The organism is Pseudonocardia sp. Cha107L01, from assembly GCF_052566575.1.
This window is the reverse complement of record NZ_CP199579.1, coordinates 432691-449645: the sequence shown is the minus strand read 5'-3', so window position 1 is coordinate 449645 and position 16955 is coordinate 432691. Positions and strand designations below refer to the sequence as shown.

Below are 16955 nucleotides of genomic sequence, written 5' to 3'. Positions count from 1 at the left end.
GGTCGGTGCTTGTTGGTTCAGGCCGGCGGTGGCTCAGGCTGATCCGGCCAGCAGGCGGGCTACGTCGGCGAGCCGGGCGCGGAACCGGTCGCCGGGGGTGTCCAGCCGCCAGCCCACCGCCTGCTCGACGCGGGCCAGCCGGGCGGCCACCCCTTCACCGTGTCAGGTTAGCGCCGACGCCCGTTACTGGAGGGCGCTGCCGGCCTGCCACTTACTCCAGTCGAGCTCCCAGTCGCCGTAGGTGTCGTACACCGGCAGCGGCGGGCCGCCCGAGTTGGTGATCTCCACGACGTCGCCGACGCCGAAGTGGTCGAAGAACCACTGCGCGTTCGCCGGGCTGAGGTTCACGCAGCCGTGCGAGACGTTGGAGTCGCCCTGCTGACCCACCGACCACGGCGCCGCGTGCACGAACTCACCGTCGTTGGAGATCCGCTCGTCGAGGTCGACCTTCTCCTTGTAGTACCCCGGCTGACCTTGGCAGACGCCGTACGTGCAGGAGTCCATGATGATGCTGGGCTGCTTGTCGGAGATCACGTGCGGGCCGGTGTGCGACGGGTGCCCTGGCGAGCCGAGGCTGATCGGCATGGTGTTGGCGAGGCTGCCGTTGTGGAAGATCTGCATCGTCTCGGTCCGGCCGTCGGCCTTGGCCACCCACGAGTCGTGCACGTGGATGGTCTCCGAGCGGTTGGTCTGGCCGAACGTGCCCTTGCCGAGGTCGACCCCGAACATGTTGGCGTTGAGCTGGATCGTGGTGCCGGAGTGCCAGTAGGTCTGCGCCCGGTAGTGCGCCTCGCTCGGCGAGATCCAGTACCAGCTGCCGGCCTGCTCCGGGCTGGTGGTCACCTGCAGCGCGCGCTCGGCGGCGGCCTTGTCCGTGATCGGGTGGTCGAACTTGACCACCAGCGGCTGGCCGACGCCCACGTTGGACTGGCCGGGCGCCGGAATGAACGACGGGTAGGCCTGCACCGCCGGCTTGAGCGTGCTCACCGTGCCGGTCTGGGTGACGATCTTGCCGTCGACACCGACCGCGGTGGCGGTGACCTGGTAGGTGTTGCCGTAGGTCAGCGCGGCCGTGGTGTGCCAGGAGGCGGCGCCGCCGGCCATCTGGCCGGTCACCTTCTTGCCGGTCTTCGCGTCGAGCACCTGGACCGTCTGCAGAGTGCCGTGCGACACCTCGATGCTGACCGGTACCGCCGGGTTGACCGGCACGGCGCCGGCCGCGGTGATGGCGATGTTGGCCACCGGCTTCGGCGGGGTGGCCGGGGCGGACGGGCCGCCGAGGGGCAGCGCGGCGTTGATCGCGGCCGGTCCCCGGGTGGCGGTGATCAACGCGAGGACGGCGACGAGCGCCGTCATAACGCCGAGCGCGATCGAGGCCCGCCGTCGTGAGTCGCCGGACAGCTGCAGGGCTGGGTTACCGCCGTTCATACGGTCCGTAATCTCCACTCACCTCGACCTACCCGACCGGGTCACGGCCGAGGTCCCCCATCATCCCCCGCGACTGCTGAGACATGCGAGACGGGGTGGGCGGTCTCATATGGCTGATACCGCATCGGGGGATGGCTGAACAGGCCCGGCGCCGTTGCCCGATCGCTCGCCGGAATCACCCGATCAGAGCAGCCCTCTGGGCCGATTTCCCCGCTAGTCGAGACCACCGCGTTTGACCAGCTGCGCGGCGATGACGTTGCGCTGGATCTCGTTGGTGCCCTCGCCGACGATCATCAGCGGGGCGTCCCGGAAGTAGCGCTCCACGTCGAACTCGGTGGAGTAGCCGTAGCCGCCGTGGATCCGCACCGCGTTCAGCGCGATCTCCATGGCCACCTCGCTGGCGAACAGCTTGGCCATGCCGGCCTCCATGTCCACCCGCTCGCCGGCGTCGAACTTCTCGGCCGCGAGCAGGATCAGCTCACGCGCGGCGGTCCACTTGGTGGCCATGTCGGCGAGGTAGTTGCCGATCGACTGGTGCTGCCAGATCGGCTTGCCGAACGACTCCCGTTCCTGGGCGTAGCGCAGCGCGTCGTCGAAGGCGGCCCGGCCGACCCCGAGCGCACGGGAGGCCACCTGGATCCGGCCGGTCTCCAGCCCCTTCATCATGTGCGCGAAGCCGCGACCCTCGACGCCGCCGAGCACGCTGGAGGCCGGGGTGCGGTAGTCGTCGAAGGCCAGCTCGCAGCTCTCGACGCCCTTGTAACCGAGTTTGGGCAGGTCGCGGGACACGGTGAGGCCCGGACCGTGCTCGACCAGCAGGATGGAGACGCCCTTGTGCTTGGGCTCCGCGGCCGGATCGGTCTTGCACATCAGCGCGATGAGCTGGGAGCGGCGCGAGTTGGTGATCCAGGTCTTGGCGCCGTTGACCACGTACTCGTCGCCCTCACTGGAGCTGACCCGCCGCGCGTGCGTGGTCATCGCCTGCAGGTCGGAGCCGCCGCCGGGCTCGGTGAGCGCCATGGTCGCCCGGATCTCCCCGGTGGCCATCTTCGGCAGGTAGTGGTCCTTCTGTTCCTGGGTGCCGAAGTTGAGCAGCAGCTTCGAGACGACGGTGTGCCCACCCATCGCGCCGGCCAGGCTCATCCAGCCCCGCGCCAGCTCGGTGGTGACCAGCGCGTAGCAGGGCATCGACACCGGCGCCTCGCCCCACGGCTCCGGGATGGCCAGCCCGAAGATGCCCATCTCCTTCATCTGTTCGATGAGCTTCTCGGGGTAGGTGTTGTTGTGCTCCAGCTCGCGGACCACCGGGCGGACCTCGCGGTCGACGAACTCCCGCACGGTCTCGACGATGGCGAGCTCGTCCTTGCTCAAGGTGGCCACGGCGCATTTCCTCCCGGATCTCCCATAGAATATATGAAATGCGAAGCGCAGCCGCACAGGGCGGGCGAACCTCACACAAACCGTGCGGGGTCTGTGCGGGGTGCGCCCGCCCTGTGCGGCCGGGGCTGCTAGGCGGCGTCCCGGTGTACCGAATCGAGGCCGGCGGCGAAGGCGTCGAGCAGCTGGTCCAGGTGCTCCTCGGTGACGGTCAGCGGCGGCGAGACGCCGATCGAGGACACCATCGGGCGCAGCAGTACGCCACGCTCGCGGACCGCCGCGCCCACCCGGCCGGGCAGGCCTGGCGTCCTGGCCAGCCGCTCCGGGTCGAGCTCGACACCGCCGAGCAGGCCGACGCCGCCGCGCACCTCGTGGACCAGCGGGTGCCCTTCCAGCGTCCGCAGCCGGCTCAGCAGCCCGGCCTCCAGTGCCACCGAACGCTCCAGCAGGCCGTCGCGCTCCATCAGCGCGATGGTGGCCAGCCCGGCGGCACACGCGGCCGGGTGACCGGCGTAGGTCGGCCCGTGCCGCAGCGCCAGCCCGGGCTCGTCCCAGAACGGCGCGGCCACCCTGCCGGACACCACCACTCCGCCGAGCGGCTGGTAACCGCTGGTCACAGCCTTGGCGAAGACCACCATGTCCGGCTGGACCCCGAACCGCTCGATCGCGAACCAGTTGCCGAGCCGGCCGAACCCGCAGATCACCGCGTCGGCGATGAACAGCACGCCGTGCCGCTGACAGATCTCGGCGACCGACTCCAGGTAGCCGGGCGGCGGGGGCAGCACCCCGCCGGCGCCCATCACCGGCTCCGCGAAGAACGCCGCGACCCGCTCCGGGCCGTAGTCCACGATCGTCTTCTCCAGCGCGCTCGGGTCGTCGTAGGCGACCTGGACGACGTCCGGCACGAACGGCCCGGCAATCCGGTTCGCCGGGATCCCGGCCAGCGCGGTGCCAATCCCGTGGGTGCCGTGGTAGCCGTGCTCCCGGGAGATCAGCACGGTGCGTTCCGGCTCACCGCTGCCCTGGAAGTAGGCCCTGGCCAGCTTGCCGGCGGTGTCGATGGAGTCGCCGCCGCCGCTGGTGAAGAAGACCTTCGCGCCGTCCATCGGGGCGCGCCGGGCCAGCTCGTCGGCCAGTTGCAGGGCCGGCTCGTTCGCGAGGTCGCCGAAGATCTGGTAGGCGTCCAGCCGCTCCAGCTGCCGGGTGATCGCCTCGATGATCTCCGGTCGGCCGTGCCCGGCGTTGCAGTACCAGAGCGCGGCGGTGCCGTCCAGGTACTTCCGGCCGGCGTCGTCCCAGACCCAGACGTCCTTCGCCCTGGTCACGGTGAAGCGCTTCTGGCGGACGTCGTGCATTGCCGCGAACGGGTGCCACAGCGTGTCGGCGCCGGCGGGCCGGCCGCGCGCTGGCTCGCTGCCTTCCGACGGAGTGGTTCCGGACGATCCCAGGGCGGTGCTCAACGCCATCCTCCTCATACCCGACTACCAGGCCAAATATCGAACGTAGCCGCCAGCGGCCGGAGTTGCCAGCGGATCCGTGCGGACCGGCTCAGCGCCGGGGCGGCAGAGGGGAGCGCGCGATGACCGAGGAACCGGCGGCGCGGCTGGACGGGGCACCGGTGGACGGGGCTCGGTCGGGTGGGGCGCAACCGGGTGGCGGGCCACGGTTGGGCGGGCCACGGTTGGGCAGTGCCCGGCAGCTCAGCGAGCGGGTCGCGGCCTATCTCCGTGAGGCGATCATGGTCGGCGAGCTGCCCGCGTCCGAGTTCGTCCGGATGGAGCACGTCGCGGCCCGGCTCGGGGTCAGCGCGACCCCGGTGCGCGAGGCGTTGATGATCCTGCAGGGCGAGGGCGCGGTGCGCTGGGAGCCCCGGCGGGGGTTCCGGGTGGTGCCGCTGAGCCGGCGTGATGTGGACGACCTGTTCGCCGTGCAGGCGCACGTGGCCGGTGAGCTCGCGGCGCGCGCGGCCGCCGCGCTGACAGCCGCGCAGGTGGCCCGGTTGCGCGCGGTGCAGCGCGAGCTGGTGGCGGCGGCCGAACGCGGCGAGCTGGAGCGGGTCGGCGAGCTCAACCACGAGGTGCACCGCACCATCAACCGCGCCGCCGACTCACCCCGGCTGGCCGCCATGCTGAACCTGTTCGTGCACTACGTGCCGCGCACCTACTACGGGCAGGTGGCCGGCTGGACCGACGCCACCACGCACGAGCACGGCCCCATCCTGGACGCGCTGGCCGCCGCCGATCCGGGGCTGGCCAGGGAGTCGATGGCCGAGCACATCCGACACATCGGCCAGCTGCTCACCGCGCACCTGGAGCACACCGGCGTACTGCCAGGTCAGACCCCGTGAGCGGCGAGTTGGGCCGAATAAGGTCGGAGCCCAGCTCGCCACTCACGGGTCGGAAGTGCTAGCCCGGCACCGGGCACGCGGTGGGCGGCCGCTCCCTGGTGGCTCCCGGCGGCCACACCACAGAGGTGGGCACGCCGAGCCTCGCGGCGGCGCCGACCACCTCGCTGGCGCCGCCGAGGCGCTTGGCCGGCCGGCCGTCCCAGATCGCGATCAGCGTCTCCACGGTGCTGAGCATCGCGGTGCCGGCGGCCATGTAGGCCTGCCGGCAGGACTGCTCGAAGGTCATCACCCGGACCGTCGCGGCGGAGCCCAGCAGGCGGTCGAACTCCTCGCTGTTGTCCAGCGGGACCTCGCGGGCGCGGTAGTCGGCCGACGGCAGGATCACCTCGAGACGGCCGGAGAGATCGAGTACGAGCTGGGCGAACAGCTGGTCCGCGCCGGGCGCGAGCCCGCACACGCCGACCAGCCGGGAGCCGCCCTTGGCGATCAGCAACCGGCGGACGGCGGCCTCGACGATGGGCAAGCTCAACGGGCTGATGTCACGGTGGCCGACGATGCCGATACGCGTCATCGCGCACCGTGGCGGGGGAGTGGGAGCATGTCGACCTTCTCTGGGGGAGCGTGAACCCGACGAGGTCACGACCCCGGCGGCCGCGCGCCAAACCTCATTCAAGCCGAACAACAGCTGCCCAGCCCGGCACGGAGTTAAACACGTCGGCGACCAACGGTTGTCGGCGGTCGCCCAGAGGTGGCCTCCCGCCCGATCGAGTGATGTCGGGCGGCCTGAAGTTACCCGTCGGTAGGCTCCGCCCATGCTGCGCACCACCCTGGAGCGGATCAAGGCGGTCGCCGAGGCCTCGCCCGCCCAGAGCTGACTCCGGGGCGCGCTCTCTTACTTCGGCTTACTAAGGGTTGAAGGCCACGCCGGCCTGGCAGATGACGTTGGCGTAGACGGTGTCCTCGCCGGTGCGGACCGCGAACTTGGCGTCGCGGGCCAGCGCCTTGAATGCGCCGTGGTCGATCGGCATCGGCCGCAGTCCCAGCTCGAGCAGCACGGCGTGCACCTCGGCGTTGAGCTCCAGCACCGGCGTGGAGACCCAGCTCTGCTCGACCACGACCTCGGCCAGCACGGTCCGGGCCACGTCGATGAACGAGGGTTGGCCGTACCGGTAGCCGAGGTCGATGCAGGGCGTCCCGGGTGCGAGCGGCAGCCCGGCGTCGCCGATCACGAAGGTGTCGGTGTGCCGGAGCCCGGCGATCAGTCCGGCCAGCTCGCTGTGGATGATGCCGGTGCGCTTCATGATCGACTCGCTCTCGTATCAGGAGACCAGGACTTCGCGGAGGGTGTCGAGGTCGGCGTAGGACTCCTGGGCACCGGCCGCGCGAACCGCCAGCGAGCCGGCGGCGGCACCCCACCGGGCGGCGTCCAGCAGCGAGTCACCGGCGGCCAACCGGGCGGCGAGCACGCCGGCGAACGCGTCGCCGGCCCCGGTGGTGTCCACCACGGTGGCCGGCGGTGACGGGATCGCCGTGGTGATGCCGTCGGTGTCGGTGACGATCGCGCCGGCGTCGCCCAGTGTGGTGACCACCGCGCCGGCGCCCCGCTCGCGCAGCGCCAGGTGCGCCCGCCGCACCGCCGCCGGGTCGGCGCTGGCCGCGCTGCCGTTGGAGTTGCCGCCGAACCCACCGTGGGCGGTCTGGCGGGCCACCACGGCCTGCTCGTGCTCGTTCACGATGAGCACGTCGCACAGTTCGATCAGCTCGTCGGGCAGTTCGGCGGCCGGCGCGGCGTTGAGCACGAACTGACCCTCGCAGTTCGCCGCCGCCCGCTGCACCACGTCCAGCGGGATCTCGAGCTGGGTCAGCACCACGGCGGCCGTGGCCCCGGCGCCATCCAGCGGGTCGCCGTCGGCCGCCCACACGTGGTTCGCGCCGGAGATCACGATGATCGTGTTGTCGCCGGCCGCCACGGTGATCCAGGCGGTGCCCGTCTCGCTGCCGTCGACCGGGGCCACCGCGCCGACGTCAACGCCGCGCTCGGCCAGTCCGTCACGGGCCCGGGCGCCCTCGGCGTCGGCGCCGACCCGGGCGATCATCGCTGTGCGCGCGCCGCCCATCGCCGCCGCGACCGCCTGGTTCGACCCCTTGCCGCCCAGCGTGACGTGCGCGGTGTTGCCCATGATCGTCTCACCCGGTGCGGGGAACGCGTCCGCGACGACCACGTGGTCGATGTTCACCGAACCGATCACGACGACCTCGGGCGGACCGGATTCAAACATGGACGTCCCCTTCGATGGCACTGGTGACCGGGTGGCGGTCGCCGGCGGGTATCTGGGTGGAGATGCCGGCGGGCGCGCACGGGCGATCGAACCAGGGGGCGTCGTCGAAGGCGATCACCGACACGTCGGGCGGCACCCGCGAGCCGTACCGCGGGTCGGGCAAGAACGGGACCGCCACCCGTCACCCCCAGCCGATGATCGACAGCGCTCAAACCTCTAGTTGAACGGTCGCACGTCACCCATTGGAGTGAAAAGCGTCCATTCGGGTGTACCACTTCACCCGATACCGCCGCCGGTGACCCTAGGTGTCCACGGCCGTTCGGGGTAAGCCGACTCGATCGTGGCTATGAGCGGCTGGCAGTCGGGGTGGCGGTCGGGGTGGCAGTCGGGGTGGCAGTCGGGGTGGCACCGACAGTCGTGGCGGGCTCCGCCGGGCCGATCACTGCCGAGCGGACGCGGCCGGCGTCGGCGGATCGGGCGGGCGCCCGCGCCGGTGCTCTTTCCTGTGTGCGGCCTGTTCGATTCCTTTGAATTGCACGGCGCTCACTGTTCCTCCTTTCTGAGTCGATGCTGAGAGGATTTCCGCATAGCGCTCCCACAGTCTTTGCATAGGGTGTTGCGCAGTGTTAAAAAGGGCGCCGCCGGCATCGACGTTCACCCCGACGGGTGTCGGCTGGTTCGACTTGTCCTCCCCGAAAGGATTTTGTTGACGATGCGTCTAATTCACACCGCGGGCCGCGCCGCGCTGCCGCTGGTGGCGGCCACCTTCGCGGTCGGACTACTGAGTGCACCCGCCTGGGCCAGCACGCCGATCAGCCCGACGGCGCCGCCGCCATGGGTGCGCGCGGCCGACTGCCGCCACTCCGGTGGCCACCTGGTCCAGGACCGCAGGGACCGCCATCGCTGGATTTGCGTGGGTGGCCGCTGGAACGGTCGCGACACCCGTTTCTGAGTATTCCCTGAATCAAATGTGAAAGGGCCCCGGCCGGTGAACTCGGCCGGGGCCGCTCCCTTGAATTCCGAAACTATTCCTTCGGGCGTGCAAAATTGCCCCGAATGCTACTTTCCTTCGCCGCGCGCATTCGCGAGTTGGATCGCCACGTCGATGATCATGTCCTCCTGGCCGCCGACGTAGCCCAGCTCGCCGCAGCGGCGCAGGATCTCGTGCGTCGGCACCTCGTACCGTTCCCCGGCCCGCTCGGCGTGCAGCAGGAACGACGAGTACACCCCGGCCCAGCCCTGCACGATCGCGTTGCGGTCCATCTTCGGCCAGCGCTGCAGGTACGGGCGCACCACGTCCTCGGCCGCCTCCAGCAACCCCAGCACGTTCAGCCCGGTATCGACGCCGAGCCGGTCGAACACGGCCGCCAGCACCTCGGTGGGCGAGTTGCCGGCGCCGGCGCCGAGCGCGCACAGCGAGCCGTCGATGTAGCGAACCCCCGCCTCGTGGGCGAGCACCGAGTTGGCCACGCCGAGGCTCAGGTTCTGGTGGCCGTGGTAGCCGACCCAGGCCTGGTCGCCGACCTCGGCAACCAACGCCTCGAACCGGGCCTTCGCCTCGTGCATCAGCAGCGCGCCGGCGGAGTCGGTCACATACGGCGCCTGACAGCCGGCGTCGACCATGATCCGGGCCTGCTTGGCCAGGTTCTCCGGCGGCGTGCGGTGCGCCATCATCAGGAAGCCGACGGTCTCCATGCCCAGCTCACGGGCGGCGGCGAAGTGCTGCGGCGAGACGTCGGCCTCGGTGCAGTGGGTGGCCACCCGGACCATGTCGGCGCCCGCGTCGTGGGCCCGCTTCAGGTCCTCGACGGTACCGATCCCGGGCACCAGCAGCACTGCGATCTTGGCCTGCCGCGCCTCCTGCCGGGCGGCGGCGATCAGCGTCATCTCGTCGGTGTGCGAGAAGCCGTAGTTGAACGAGCTGCCGCCCAGCCCGTCGCCGTGCGTCACCTCGATCACCTCGACACCGGCGGCGTCCAGCGCGCGCACTGTGTCGCGCACCTGCGTCTCGGTGAACTGGTGCGCCATCGCGTGGCTGCCGTCGCGCAACGTGGTGTCGGTGATCCGGACGTCGTGCGCCAGCTCCGGCCTTCCCGTGCCGCTGCCCGGTGTCGATGATTCGCTCGCCCGCTCGCTCGGTGTCGATGATTCGCTCGCCCGCTCGCTCATGCCAACGCTCCCAGCTTGGTCTCGGCCATCAGCTCGCCCACCCGGGCGGCGGCGGCGGTCATGATGTCGAGGTTGCCCGCGTACTCGGGCAGGTAGTCGCCGTTGCCCTTGACCTCGAGGAACACCGCGACGCGGCCGTTGCCCCGCCAGGCCTGCCGGGGCTCGTCGAACTGCGGCTCGGCGCGCAGCGTGTAGCCCGGCACGTACTCCCGCACGTCGGCGACCATGTCGTGGATGGACCGGATGATCGCGGCCCGGTCCGCGTCGGCCGCAATCATGCAGAACACCGTGTCGCGCATGATCATCGGCGGCTCCACCGGGTTCAGGACGATGATCGCCTTGCCCCGCTCGGCGCCGCCCACCTCGGCGACCGCGCCACCGGTGGTGTGGGTGAACTCGTCGATGTTCGCCCTAGTCCCCGGCCCGGCGCTGCGCGACGCGATCGACGCCACGATCTCCGCGTAGGGCACCGGAGTCACCCGCGACACCGCGGCCACGATCGGGATGGTCGCCTGCCCGCCGCAGGTGATCATCGAGACGTTCGGTGCATCCAGGTGCTCACGCAGGTTGACCGCGGGGCACACCATCGGCCCCAGGTGCGCCGGGGTGAGGTCGACGGCCTGGATACCGGCCTCGGCGTAGCGCGGCGCGTTGGCGATGTGCGCGGCCGCCGAGGTCGCCTCGAACACGATCTGGGGGAGCGGGTCCTGGCGCAGCAGCCAGTCGACCCCCTCCGCCGAGGCGGCCACACCCTGCTTGCGCGCCCGGGCCAACCCCTCGGACTCCACCACCCCGACCATGTACCCGACCTCGATCGTCGTGCTGCCCCGCAGCTTGGCCAGCAGATCAGTGCCAATGTTGCCCGGCCCGACAATCGCGGCCGTCACCCTCTTCGGTGCCATGTGCACCAGGGTCACACCGCGCGCCCCGGCCGGGCCAGACCTGCGTTCCGGTGAACGGAACGCCGTGCGCAATGATGACCGGGTGGTCGACACGTCGGGCCCGCCGCCCAACTCGGTGCTGGGCCGGGCATTCACACTGCTCACCGCGTTCCGGGTGGGGGACGCCGAGCTGACCCTGGCCGAACTGTGCCGGCGCACCGGACTGCCCAAGGCCACCGCGCACCGGCTGCTCGCCGAGCTGGCCGACTGGGACGTCGTCGAGCGGACCCCCACCGGGTTGCGGCTGGGCATGCGGCTGTTCGAGCTCGGCCAGCTGGCGCCGCACCAGCGCGGCCTGCGGGAGGCCGCCGCACCGTTCCTCGCCGACCTGTTCGAGGCCACCCACGAGACCGTGCACCTGGCCGTCCTGGACGGCGGTAACCCACCAGAGGTCGTCTACCTGCACAAACTCGACGCGACGTCGGGGCCGAAGGTGCAGTCCCGGATCGGCGGCCGGATGCCGGCGCACTGCACCGGCGTGGGCAAGGCGATGCTGGCGTTCTCCCCGAGGTCGGTGCTCGACCAGGTGCTCGCGGCCGGACTGACCCGGCGCACCCCGAGGACGGTGATCGCGCCCGGGCTGCTGGACCGCGAGCTGGCGGCCATCCGCGAGCACGGGGTCGCCGAGGAGCACGAGGAGTCCACCGTGGGCATCGCCTGCGTGGCCGCCCCGGTCCTGGACGCCGACGGCCGGGCACTCGCCGCGATCTCCATCACCGGCTGGGCGAACCGGCTGGACACCCGGCGGTTCGCCTCGGCGGTGCGCACCGCCGCACTGGGGCTGTCCCGCACGCTGCGCGCCAGCCGCTGATCACCCTCCTGTCGGATCGCACAAACATCCCGCCCGGGCAGCGGGTCCGGTTCGTGGGTCCGGTCAGTTCCGCCGCGGCGCACGTGGACTGCATGGTATGGCCCAGGTCACTCCGGAATTTCCTGGTCGTGCGGCATCGTCAGTCGCGGTCGCACCAGCGCACCGGAGTGGGCAGGGCGGCGCAGTCGGCGCCGTCCCCGTCCCTGAGGTGTCCCATGATCATCGGCAGACCCACGCCGAAACCCGCGACGAAGCGGGTCCACCCGGTCGACGAACTACTCCCTGTCGGCAAGCTCGCCGTCTACGGCTTCCAGCACGTGCTGGCGTTCTACGCCGGCGCCGTGGTGGTGCCGATCCTGCTCGCCGGCGCCATCGGGCTGAACGAGCGTGAGCTCATCCACCTGATCAACGCCGACCTGTTCACCTGCGGCATCGCCTCGATCATCCAGTCCGTCGGGTTCTGGAAGGTCGGCGTGCGGCTGCCGCTGCTGCAGGGTGTCACGTTCACCGCGGTGTCGCCGATGATCGCCATCGGGCTCGCGGCCGGCGGCGGCACCCAGGGGCTGCTGGTGATCTACGGCTCGGTGATCGTGGCCGGGCTGGTCACGCTGCTGGCGGCACCGTTCTTCAGTCGGCTGATCCGGTTCTTCCCGCCGGTGGTGACCGGCTCGGTGATCCTGATCATCGGGCTGGCGCTGGTGCCGGCCGCGGCGGCCGATGTGGTGGGCGGTGCCGCGCACGCCGACCCGACGAACGGCCGCAACCTGGCCTACGCGCTCGGCACGCTGGCCCTGATCGTGCTCATCCAGCGGGTCTTCAAGGGCTTCATGGCCACCGTCGCCGTGCTGGTCGGGCTGGTCGTGGGCACCCTGGTGGCCTGGGCGCTGGGTGATGTGAGCTTCGGCTCGGTCGGCTCGTCGCCGTGGTTCGGGGTGACCACGCCGTTCTTCTTCGGGATGCCGAAGTTCACCGTCGCGGCCATCATCTCGATGGTCGTGGTCATGCTGATCACCGCGGTGGAGACGACCGGGGACGTGTTCGCCACCGGTGAGATCGTCGACCGGCGGATCACCCGTACGGACATCGCCAGGGCACTGCGCGCGGACGGGCTGGCCACCGTGATCGGCGGGGTGCTCAACTCGTTCCCGTACACCTGCTTCGCGGAGAACGTCGGCCTGGTCCGGCTGACCAGGGTGACCAGCCGGTACGTGGTCGCCGCCGCCGGGGTTTTCATGATCTTGATCGGCATGGTGCCCAAGGCGGGCGCGATCGTGGCCGGCATCCCGTCGCCGGTGCTGGGTGGTGCCGCGCTGGCCATGTTCGCCACCGTCGCGGTGGTCGGCGTGCAGACGCTGTCCCGGGTGGACTTCCACGACCACCGCAACGTGGTGATCGTCGCGTCCAGCGTGGGCCTCGCGCTGCTGGTCACCGCGCAGCCCGAGCTGGCCAAAGCGGTACCCGGCTGGGCCGAGGTCATCTTCGGTTCGGGTATTACTCTCGGAAGCTTGACCGCGATCCTGCTCAACGTCGTGTTCCACCACATCGGCAAGGACTACGGTCCTGCCGTCGCCGGCACGCCCGGGGCCGGCTCGGTGCGCCTCGACCAGGTCGACCGGATGAGCCGCGAGGAGTTCGTGGACACCTTCGGCCGGCTGTTCCAGGGCCCGACGTGGGTGGTCGAGCGGGCCTACGACCGCCGCCCGTTCGCCGACACCGCCGAGCTGCGCGCGGCGTTCCAGGAGGCGCTGTTCTCCGGTACGCGCGACGAGCAGCTCGACCTGATGGCGTTCTACCCCGACCTCGGCGCCGACCGGGTGGCCGACGGCGAGGCGGGCGAGGACTCCACAAGGGACCAGTCCAGCGCCGGCCTGACCCGGCTGACCGAGGACGAGGGCGCCGAGTTCGGCAACCTCACCGCCGCCTACCGGGACCGGTTCGGCATCCCGCTCATCGTCTGTGTGCGGGACGCGGAGAAGCGCGAGGCGATCCTGCGCGACGGCTGGCAGCGGCTGACCAACTCCCCGGCGCAGGAGCACGCCGCGGCCCTGATCGAGATCGCCAAGATCGCCAACCGCCGGTTCCACGACCAGGTGGTGGAGGCCAACCCCATCCACAGTGCCCGCACGCGGGCCTTCGGCCAGGAGAGTTCGTGAGTCTGGATTCCTTCAACGCGCTGCCCGAGGCGGCCGCGCACCAGCGGTTACTGGACTGCTGTGCGGCGCCCCGGTGGGCCGGCGAGGTGGCGGCCGGCCGGCCGTACCGCTCGGTCGAGGCGCTGCACGCGGCGGCCCGGGACGCGCTGACCGATGCCGACGTCACCGCCGGGCTGGCCGGGCACCCCCGGATCGGTGACCGGAGCGGCGACGAGCGCTCCCGGCGCGAGCAGCGCGGGGTGGCCGGTGCGGACGCCGACGTGCTGGCCGGGCTGGCCGAGGGCAACCGGGTCTACGAGCAGCGCTTCGGGCACGTCTACCTGGTGTGCGCGAGCGGGCGCAGCGCCGAGGAGCTGCTCGCGGTGCTGCGCGGGCGGCTGGACAACGACCCGGTCACCGAGCGGGCGGTGGTGCGCGCCGAGCTGGCCGCGATCAACCGGCTCCGGCTGGACCAGCTGCTCGGCGAGCCACACCTGAGCGGGAGCCCGCGATGAGTCTGTCCACCCACGTGCTGGACGCGGCGCTGGGCCGCCCGGCCGAGGGCGTCGCGGTCCGCCTGGAGCGCGGCGGCGACTGTCTCGCGGAGGGCAGCACCGACGCCGACGGCCGCGTCAAGGAGCTCGCCGCCGAGCTGCCGGCCGGCGACTACCGGATCACCTTCGGTACCGGCGGCTACTTCGCCGCCACCGACCAGCGGGGGTTCTACCCGGAGGTGGTCGTGAGCTTCACCGTCACCGACCCGGCACGGCACCACCACGTGCCGCTGCTGCTGTCCCCGTTCGCCTACTCGACGTATCTCGGGAGCTGAGATGAGCTCGAACCCCCGCATCGTGCTGACCGACAACCAGTACGGCAAGGCGGAGAACCGCGTCGTGCGGATCTACCGCGACACCGACCGCCACGAGATCCGCGACGTCACGGTGTCCACCGCACTGCGCGGTGACTTCGCCGACGCCCACCTCCACGGTGACCAGTCGAAGGTGCTGCCCACCGACACCCAGAAGAACACCTGCTACGCCTTCGCCAAGGAGAAGGGGCTGCGTGAGATCGAGGAGTACGCGCTGACCCTGGGCCGGCACTTCGTCGACGACGTGGCGCCGGTGCGCGGTGCCCGGATCGAGGTGCAGGAGTACAGCTGGCAGCGCGTCCAGGTGGCCGGGCAGGACCACGACCACACCTGGGTGCGCAACGGCTCGGAGGTGCGCACCACGGTGGTGACCGTGGAGGGCGAGCAGGCCTGGGTGGTGTCCGGGCTGCGTGACCTCGTGCTGCTCAAGTCCACCGGCTCGGAGTTCGCCGGCTTCCTGACCGACGGCTACACCACGCTCGCCGAGACGCACGACCGGATCATGTCCACCTCGCTGGTGGCCAGGTGGCGCTACGCGGGCACCAGCGGTCTTGCCGGCACGGACTGGGACAAGACCTGGGCCGACGTGCGTCGCATCCTGCTGGAGAAGTTCGCCACCGTGCACTCGCTCGCCCTGCAGCAGACGCTGTGGGAGATGGGCAGCGCGGTGCTCGAGGCGCACCCGGAGATCGCCGAGATCAAGCTGTCGGCGCCGAACCGGCACCACTTCGTGGTCGACCTCGAGCCGTTCGGGCTGGAGAACAACAACGAGGTGTTCTACGCGGCGGACCGGCCGTACGGGCTGATCGAGTGCGCGTTGACCAGGGAGGACGCGCCTGAGCCCGGCCTGGCGTGGGCCTCCGTGCCCGGATTCGCGTGAGTACCCGGGTGACTGGCACCGAGCCCAACACAGGGAGCAACACCGAGCCCAACACAGGGACCCACGCGCTCTGGCTGGCCGAGGCGGTCGAGCTGGCCGAGCGCAACGTGGCCAAGGGCGGCGGCCCGTTCGGTGCGCTGGTGGTGGTCGACGACCGCCTGGTCAGCCGGGGGGTGAACCGGGTGACCGGTGACCTGGACCCCACCGCGCACGCCGAGGTCGTGGCGATCCGGTCGGCCTGCCGGGAGTTGAACGACTTCCAGCTGACCGGGGCGACCCTCTACAGCTCCTGCGAGCCGTGCCCGATGTGCCTGTTCGCGGCGCTGTGGGCCCGGGTGGACCGGGTGGTGTACGCGGCCGATCGGCACGACGCGGCCCGGGGCGGGTTCGACGACCGGGCCTTCTACGAGCTGCTCGAGCGGGACCGCGAGGACTGGTCGACGCCGGTGCAGGCGCTCGAGCTGCAGGGGCGGACCGCGCCGTTCGAGGCCTGGCTGGCCACCGACTCCAAGGTCGAGTACTAGCCGGGCAGTCGCGGCCGCGCTAGCCGGGCTCAGCTAACCGGGCTCAGCTAACCGGGCAGGTGCAGCTCGTCCGCGCCGAGCGGGGCGAAGAAGGCGTCCACGTCGGCCGCCCGGACGTCCGCCAGCCGGGCCGGTGACCAGCGCGGGGTGTGCGTGCGGTCGACGACGCGGGCGGTGATGCCCTCGACCAGGTCCGGGTGCTCCAGGAAGCGGCGCACCATCCGGTAGTCCCGTACCAGGCACGGCGCCAGGCCGGGCTCCTCGGCGGCGGCCCGCAGCGCGCGCAGGGTTACCGCGACGGCGGTGGGGGACACGCTGCCCAGCCGCCGCGCCGCGTCCTGTGCCGCCGGTTCCGGGTGCGCGGCGAGCCGGTCGACGATCGCGGCGGGGTCGTCGCCGGCATAGCACTCGTCGATCCAGCCTCGGGCGGCCGCCAGCTCACCGGGCGGCGGCTCACCCGACGAGCGCAGCTCCGCCAGGCCGCCGCGCTGCAGCGTCTGGAGCACCCCGGCGACCTGGTCCGGGGTCAGGTACACGTCGGCCAACCCGCAGAGCAGCGCGTCCGCCGCCCCGAGGTGCATCGAGGTGAGCGCCACGTGGGTGCCCAGCTCACCGGGGGCCCTGGCGAGTAGGTCGGCGGAGCCGCAATCCGGCGCGAGCCCGATGAGCACCTCCGGCATCGCCACCCTGGACCGCTCGGTGACCACCCGGACGTCGGCCCGCCCGGCCAGGCCGACCCCGCCGCCCATCACCACGCCGTCCATCAGCGCCACCACCGGCCGGGGGAAGGTGGCCATCAGCAGGTCCAGCACGTACTCCTCGCGCCACAGCTCGGCGGCCACCGCGTGGTCGCCCAGCGCGGAGTCCCGCACCAGGGTGATGTCGCCGCCGGCGCACAGGCCGCGGTCACCGGCGCCGTCCAGCACCACGACCTGCACCGAAGGGTCGTCCCACCAGGCCCGCAGCGCTTCGGTGGCGCCGCGGATCATGTCCAGGGTGAGCGCGTTGATCGACTTCGGCCGGTTCAGGGTGATCCGCCCGAGCTGACCCTCGCGGCGCGCATTGACCTCTTCGTGGGTGTCGGTATCCGGCATCGCTGCTCCATCCGTGGGGCTTCGCCGGAAGTGTTCCCGGTTACCCGTCGGTAGCTCTTGTTGTCCCCATCACACAAAACCTATGGTCTGACCACATCGAGGATC

At 71.3% G+C, this 16955-nt stretch carries 18 protein-coding genes; 8 read left to right on the top strand and 10 right to left on the bottom strand.

Annotation, left to right across the window (positions count from 1 at the left end):
• Positions 1-183: 183 nt before the first annotated feature.
• The 3 genes from ACTXG6_RS02135 to ACTXG6_RS02125 form a co-directional block, all read right to left on the bottom strand.
• Positions 184-1428, bottom strand: a complete 1245-nt coding sequence (locus ACTXG6_RS02135) for an Ig-like domain-containing protein (RefSeq protein ID WP_445186064.1) — start codon at positions 1426-1428, stop codon at positions 184-186.
• A gap of 213 nt (positions 1429-1641) precedes the next feature.
• Entirely contained in the window at positions 1642-2808 is a 1167-nt protein-coding gene (locus ACTXG6_RS02130) for an acyl-CoA dehydrogenase family protein (protein ID WP_445186063.1), read from the bottom strand.
• A 128-nt stretch (positions 2809-2936) separates the two neighbouring features.
• Entirely contained in the window at positions 2937-4160 is a 1224-nt protein-coding gene (locus tag ACTXG6_RS02125; protein ID WP_445190325.1) for an aminotransferase family protein, read from the bottom strand.
• A 224-nt stretch (positions 4161-4384) separates the two neighbouring features.
• On the opposite strand from ACTXG6_RS02125, the gene ACTXG6_RS02120 reads away from it, so the two are divergent.
• On the top strand, positions 4385-5152 hold the full coding sequence (locus ACTXG6_RS02120) for a GntR family transcriptional regulator (RefSeq protein WP_445186062.1): 768 nt from the start codon (positions 4385-4387) through the stop codon (positions 5150-5152).
• Between the two features lie 58 nt (positions 5153-5210).
• Here ACTXG6_RS02120 and ACTXG6_RS02115 read toward each other — a convergent pair whose 3' ends face one another.
• From ACTXG6_RS02115 to ACTXG6_RS02100, 4 genes are all read right to left on the bottom strand, one after another.
• On the bottom strand, positions 5211-5723 hold the full coding sequence (locus tag ACTXG6_RS02115; RefSeq protein WP_445186061.1) for a hypothetical protein: 513 nt from the start codon (positions 5721-5723) through the stop codon (positions 5211-5213).
• Positions 5724-6057: 334 nt separating this feature from the next.
• The gene (rbsD, locus tag ACTXG6_RS02110; RefSeq protein ID WP_445186060.1) at positions 6058-6453 is read right to left on the bottom strand and encodes a D-ribose pyranase; all 396 of its coding nucleotides are present in this window, start codon (positions 6451-6453) and stop codon (positions 6058-6060) included.
• An 18-nt stretch (positions 6454-6471) separates the two neighbouring features.
• Positions 6472-7431 (bottom strand): ribokinase, encoded by a 960-nt coding sequence (locus ACTXG6_RS02105; protein WP_445186059.1) that lies wholly within the window; start codon positions 7429-7431, stop codon positions 6472-6474.
• Complete coding sequence (locus tag ACTXG6_RS02100) at positions 7424-7609, bottom strand: hypothetical protein (protein ID WP_445186058.1); 186 nt, start codon at positions 7607-7609, stop codon at positions 7424-7426. The genes ACTXG6_RS02105 and ACTXG6_RS02100 overlap by 8 nt, the downstream gene beginning before the upstream one ends.
• Positions 7610-8143: 534 nt before the next feature.
• Between ACTXG6_RS02100 and ACTXG6_RS02095 the strand changes: the two genes are divergently transcribed.
• Positions 8144-8383: a hypothetical protein gene (locus tag ACTXG6_RS02095; RefSeq protein ID WP_445186057.1), complete on the top strand. Its 240-nt coding sequence runs from the start codon at positions 8144-8146 to the stop codon at positions 8381-8383.
• 107 nt (positions 8384-8490) lie between these two features.
• On the opposite strand, the gene dmpG is transcribed toward ACTXG6_RS02095, so the two are convergent.
• Positions 8491-9600, bottom strand: coding sequence for a 4-hydroxy-2-oxovalerate aldolase (dmpG, locus tag ACTXG6_RS02090; RefSeq protein WP_445186056.1), 1110 nt, complete (start codon positions 9598-9600; stop codon positions 8491-8493).
• Complete coding sequence (locus ACTXG6_RS02085; RefSeq protein ID WP_445186055.1) at positions 9597-10502, bottom strand: acetaldehyde dehydrogenase (acetylating); 906 nt, start codon at positions 10500-10502, stop codon at positions 9597-9599. The genes dmpG and ACTXG6_RS02085 overlap by 4 nt, the downstream gene beginning before the upstream one ends.
• An 82-nt stretch (positions 10503-10584) precedes the next feature.
• Here ACTXG6_RS02085 and ACTXG6_RS02080 point away from each other — a divergent pair, with 82 nt between their 5' ends.
• The 6 genes from ACTXG6_RS02080 to ACTXG6_RS02055 all read left to right on the top strand — a co-directional run bounded on the left by ACTXG6_RS02080 (position 10585) and on the right by ACTXG6_RS02055 (position 15756).
• Positions 10585-11352, top strand: a complete 768-nt coding sequence (locus tag ACTXG6_RS02080; RefSeq protein ID WP_445186054.1) for an IclR family transcriptional regulator — start codon at positions 10585-10587, stop codon at positions 11350-11352.
• A 215-nt stretch (positions 11353-11567) separates the two neighbouring features.
• Positions 11568-13505, top strand: coding sequence for a 2-oxo-4-hydroxy-4-carboxy-5-ureidoimidazoline decarboxylase (uraD, locus tag ACTXG6_RS02075; protein ID WP_445186053.1), 1938 nt, complete (start codon positions 11568-11570; stop codon positions 13503-13505).
• Positions 13502-13999, top strand: coding sequence for a 2-oxo-4-hydroxy-4-carboxy-5-ureidoimidazoline decarboxylase (gene uraD, locus ACTXG6_RS02070; protein ID WP_445186052.1), 498 nt, complete (start codon positions 13502-13504; stop codon positions 13997-13999). Before uraD (ACTXG6_RS02075) ends, uraD (ACTXG6_RS02070) begins: the two co-directional genes overlap by 4 nt.
• On the top strand, positions 13996-14313 hold the full coding sequence (uraH, locus tag ACTXG6_RS02065; RefSeq protein ID WP_445186051.1) for a hydroxyisourate hydrolase: 318 nt from the start codon (positions 13996-13998) through the stop codon (positions 14311-14313). The genes uraD (ACTXG6_RS02070) and uraH overlap by 4 nt, the downstream gene beginning before the upstream one ends.
• A gap of 1 nt (position 14314) precedes the next feature.
• Positions 14315-15232: a factor-independent urate hydroxylase gene (gene pucL, locus ACTXG6_RS02060; RefSeq protein ID WP_445186050.1), complete on the top strand. Its 918-nt coding sequence runs from the start codon at positions 14315-14317 to the stop codon at positions 15230-15232.
• A 74-nt stretch (positions 15233-15306) separates the two neighbouring features.
• Entirely contained in the window at positions 15307-15756 is a 450-nt protein-coding gene (locus ACTXG6_RS02055) for a nucleoside deaminase (protein WP_445190324.1), read from the top strand.
• 47 nt (positions 15757-15803) lie between these two features.
• Here ACTXG6_RS02055 and ACTXG6_RS02050 read toward each other — a convergent pair whose 3' ends face one another.
• Positions 15804-16850: a 3-hydroxyisobutyryl-CoA hydrolase gene (locus ACTXG6_RS02050; protein WP_445186049.1), complete on the bottom strand. Its 1047-nt coding sequence runs from the start codon at positions 16848-16850 to the stop codon at positions 15804-15806.
• Positions 16851-16955: the final 105 nt, after the last annotated feature.

Excerpts from the sequence above, each read along its gene's own strand:
- ACTXG6_RS02095 (WP_445186057.1), top strand. The coding sequence starts at position 8,144 with ATGCGTCTAATTCACACCGCGGGCCGCGCCGCGCTGCCGCTGGTGGCG.
- ACTXG6_RS02115 (WP_445186061.1), bottom strand. The coding sequence starts at position 5,723 with ATGACGCGTATCGGCATCGTCGGCCACCGTGACATCAGCCCGTTGAGC.
- ACTXG6_RS02120 (WP_445186062.1), top strand. The coding sequence starts at position 4,385 with ATGACCGAGGAACCGGCGGCGCGGCTGGACGGGGCACCGGTGGACGGG.
- ACTXG6_RS02085 (WP_445186055.1), bottom strand. The coding sequence starts at position 10,502 with ATGGCACCGAAGAGGGTGACGGCCGCGATTGTCGGGCCGGGCAACATT.
- rbsD (WP_445186060.1), bottom strand. The coding sequence starts at position 6,453 with ATGAAGCGCACCGGCATCATCCACAGCGAGCTGGCCGGACTGATCGCC.
- ACTXG6_RS02125 (WP_445190325.1), bottom strand. The coding sequence starts at position 4,160 with ATGCACGACGTCCGCCAGAAGCGCTTCACCGTGACCAGGGCGAAGGAC.
- ACTXG6_RS02050 (WP_445186049.1), bottom strand. The coding sequence starts at position 16,850 with ATGCCGGATACCGACACCCACGAAGAGGTCAATGCGCGCCGCGAGGGT.
- dmpG (WP_445186056.1), bottom strand. The coding sequence starts at position 9,600 with ATGAGCGAGCGGGCGAGCGAATCATCGACACCGAGCGAGCGGGCGAGC.
- uraH (WP_445186051.1), top strand. The coding sequence starts at position 13,996 with ATGAGTCTGTCCACCCACGTGCTGGACGCGGCGCTGGGCCGCCCGGCC.
- pucL (WP_445186050.1), top strand. The coding sequence starts at position 14,315 with ATGAGCTCGAACCCCCGCATCGTGCTGACCGACAACCAGTACGGCAAG.
- ACTXG6_RS02105 (WP_445186059.1), bottom strand. The coding sequence starts at position 7,431 with ATGTTTGAATCCGGTCCGCCCGAGGTCGTCGTGATCGGTTCGGTGAAC.
- ACTXG6_RS02135 (WP_445186064.1), bottom strand. The coding sequence starts at position 1,428 with ATGAACGGCGGTAACCCAGCCCTGCAGCTGTCCGGCGACTCACGACGG.
- uraD (WP_445186053.1), top strand. The coding sequence starts at position 11,568 with ATGATCATCGGCAGACCCACGCCGAAACCCGCGACGAAGCGGGTCCAC.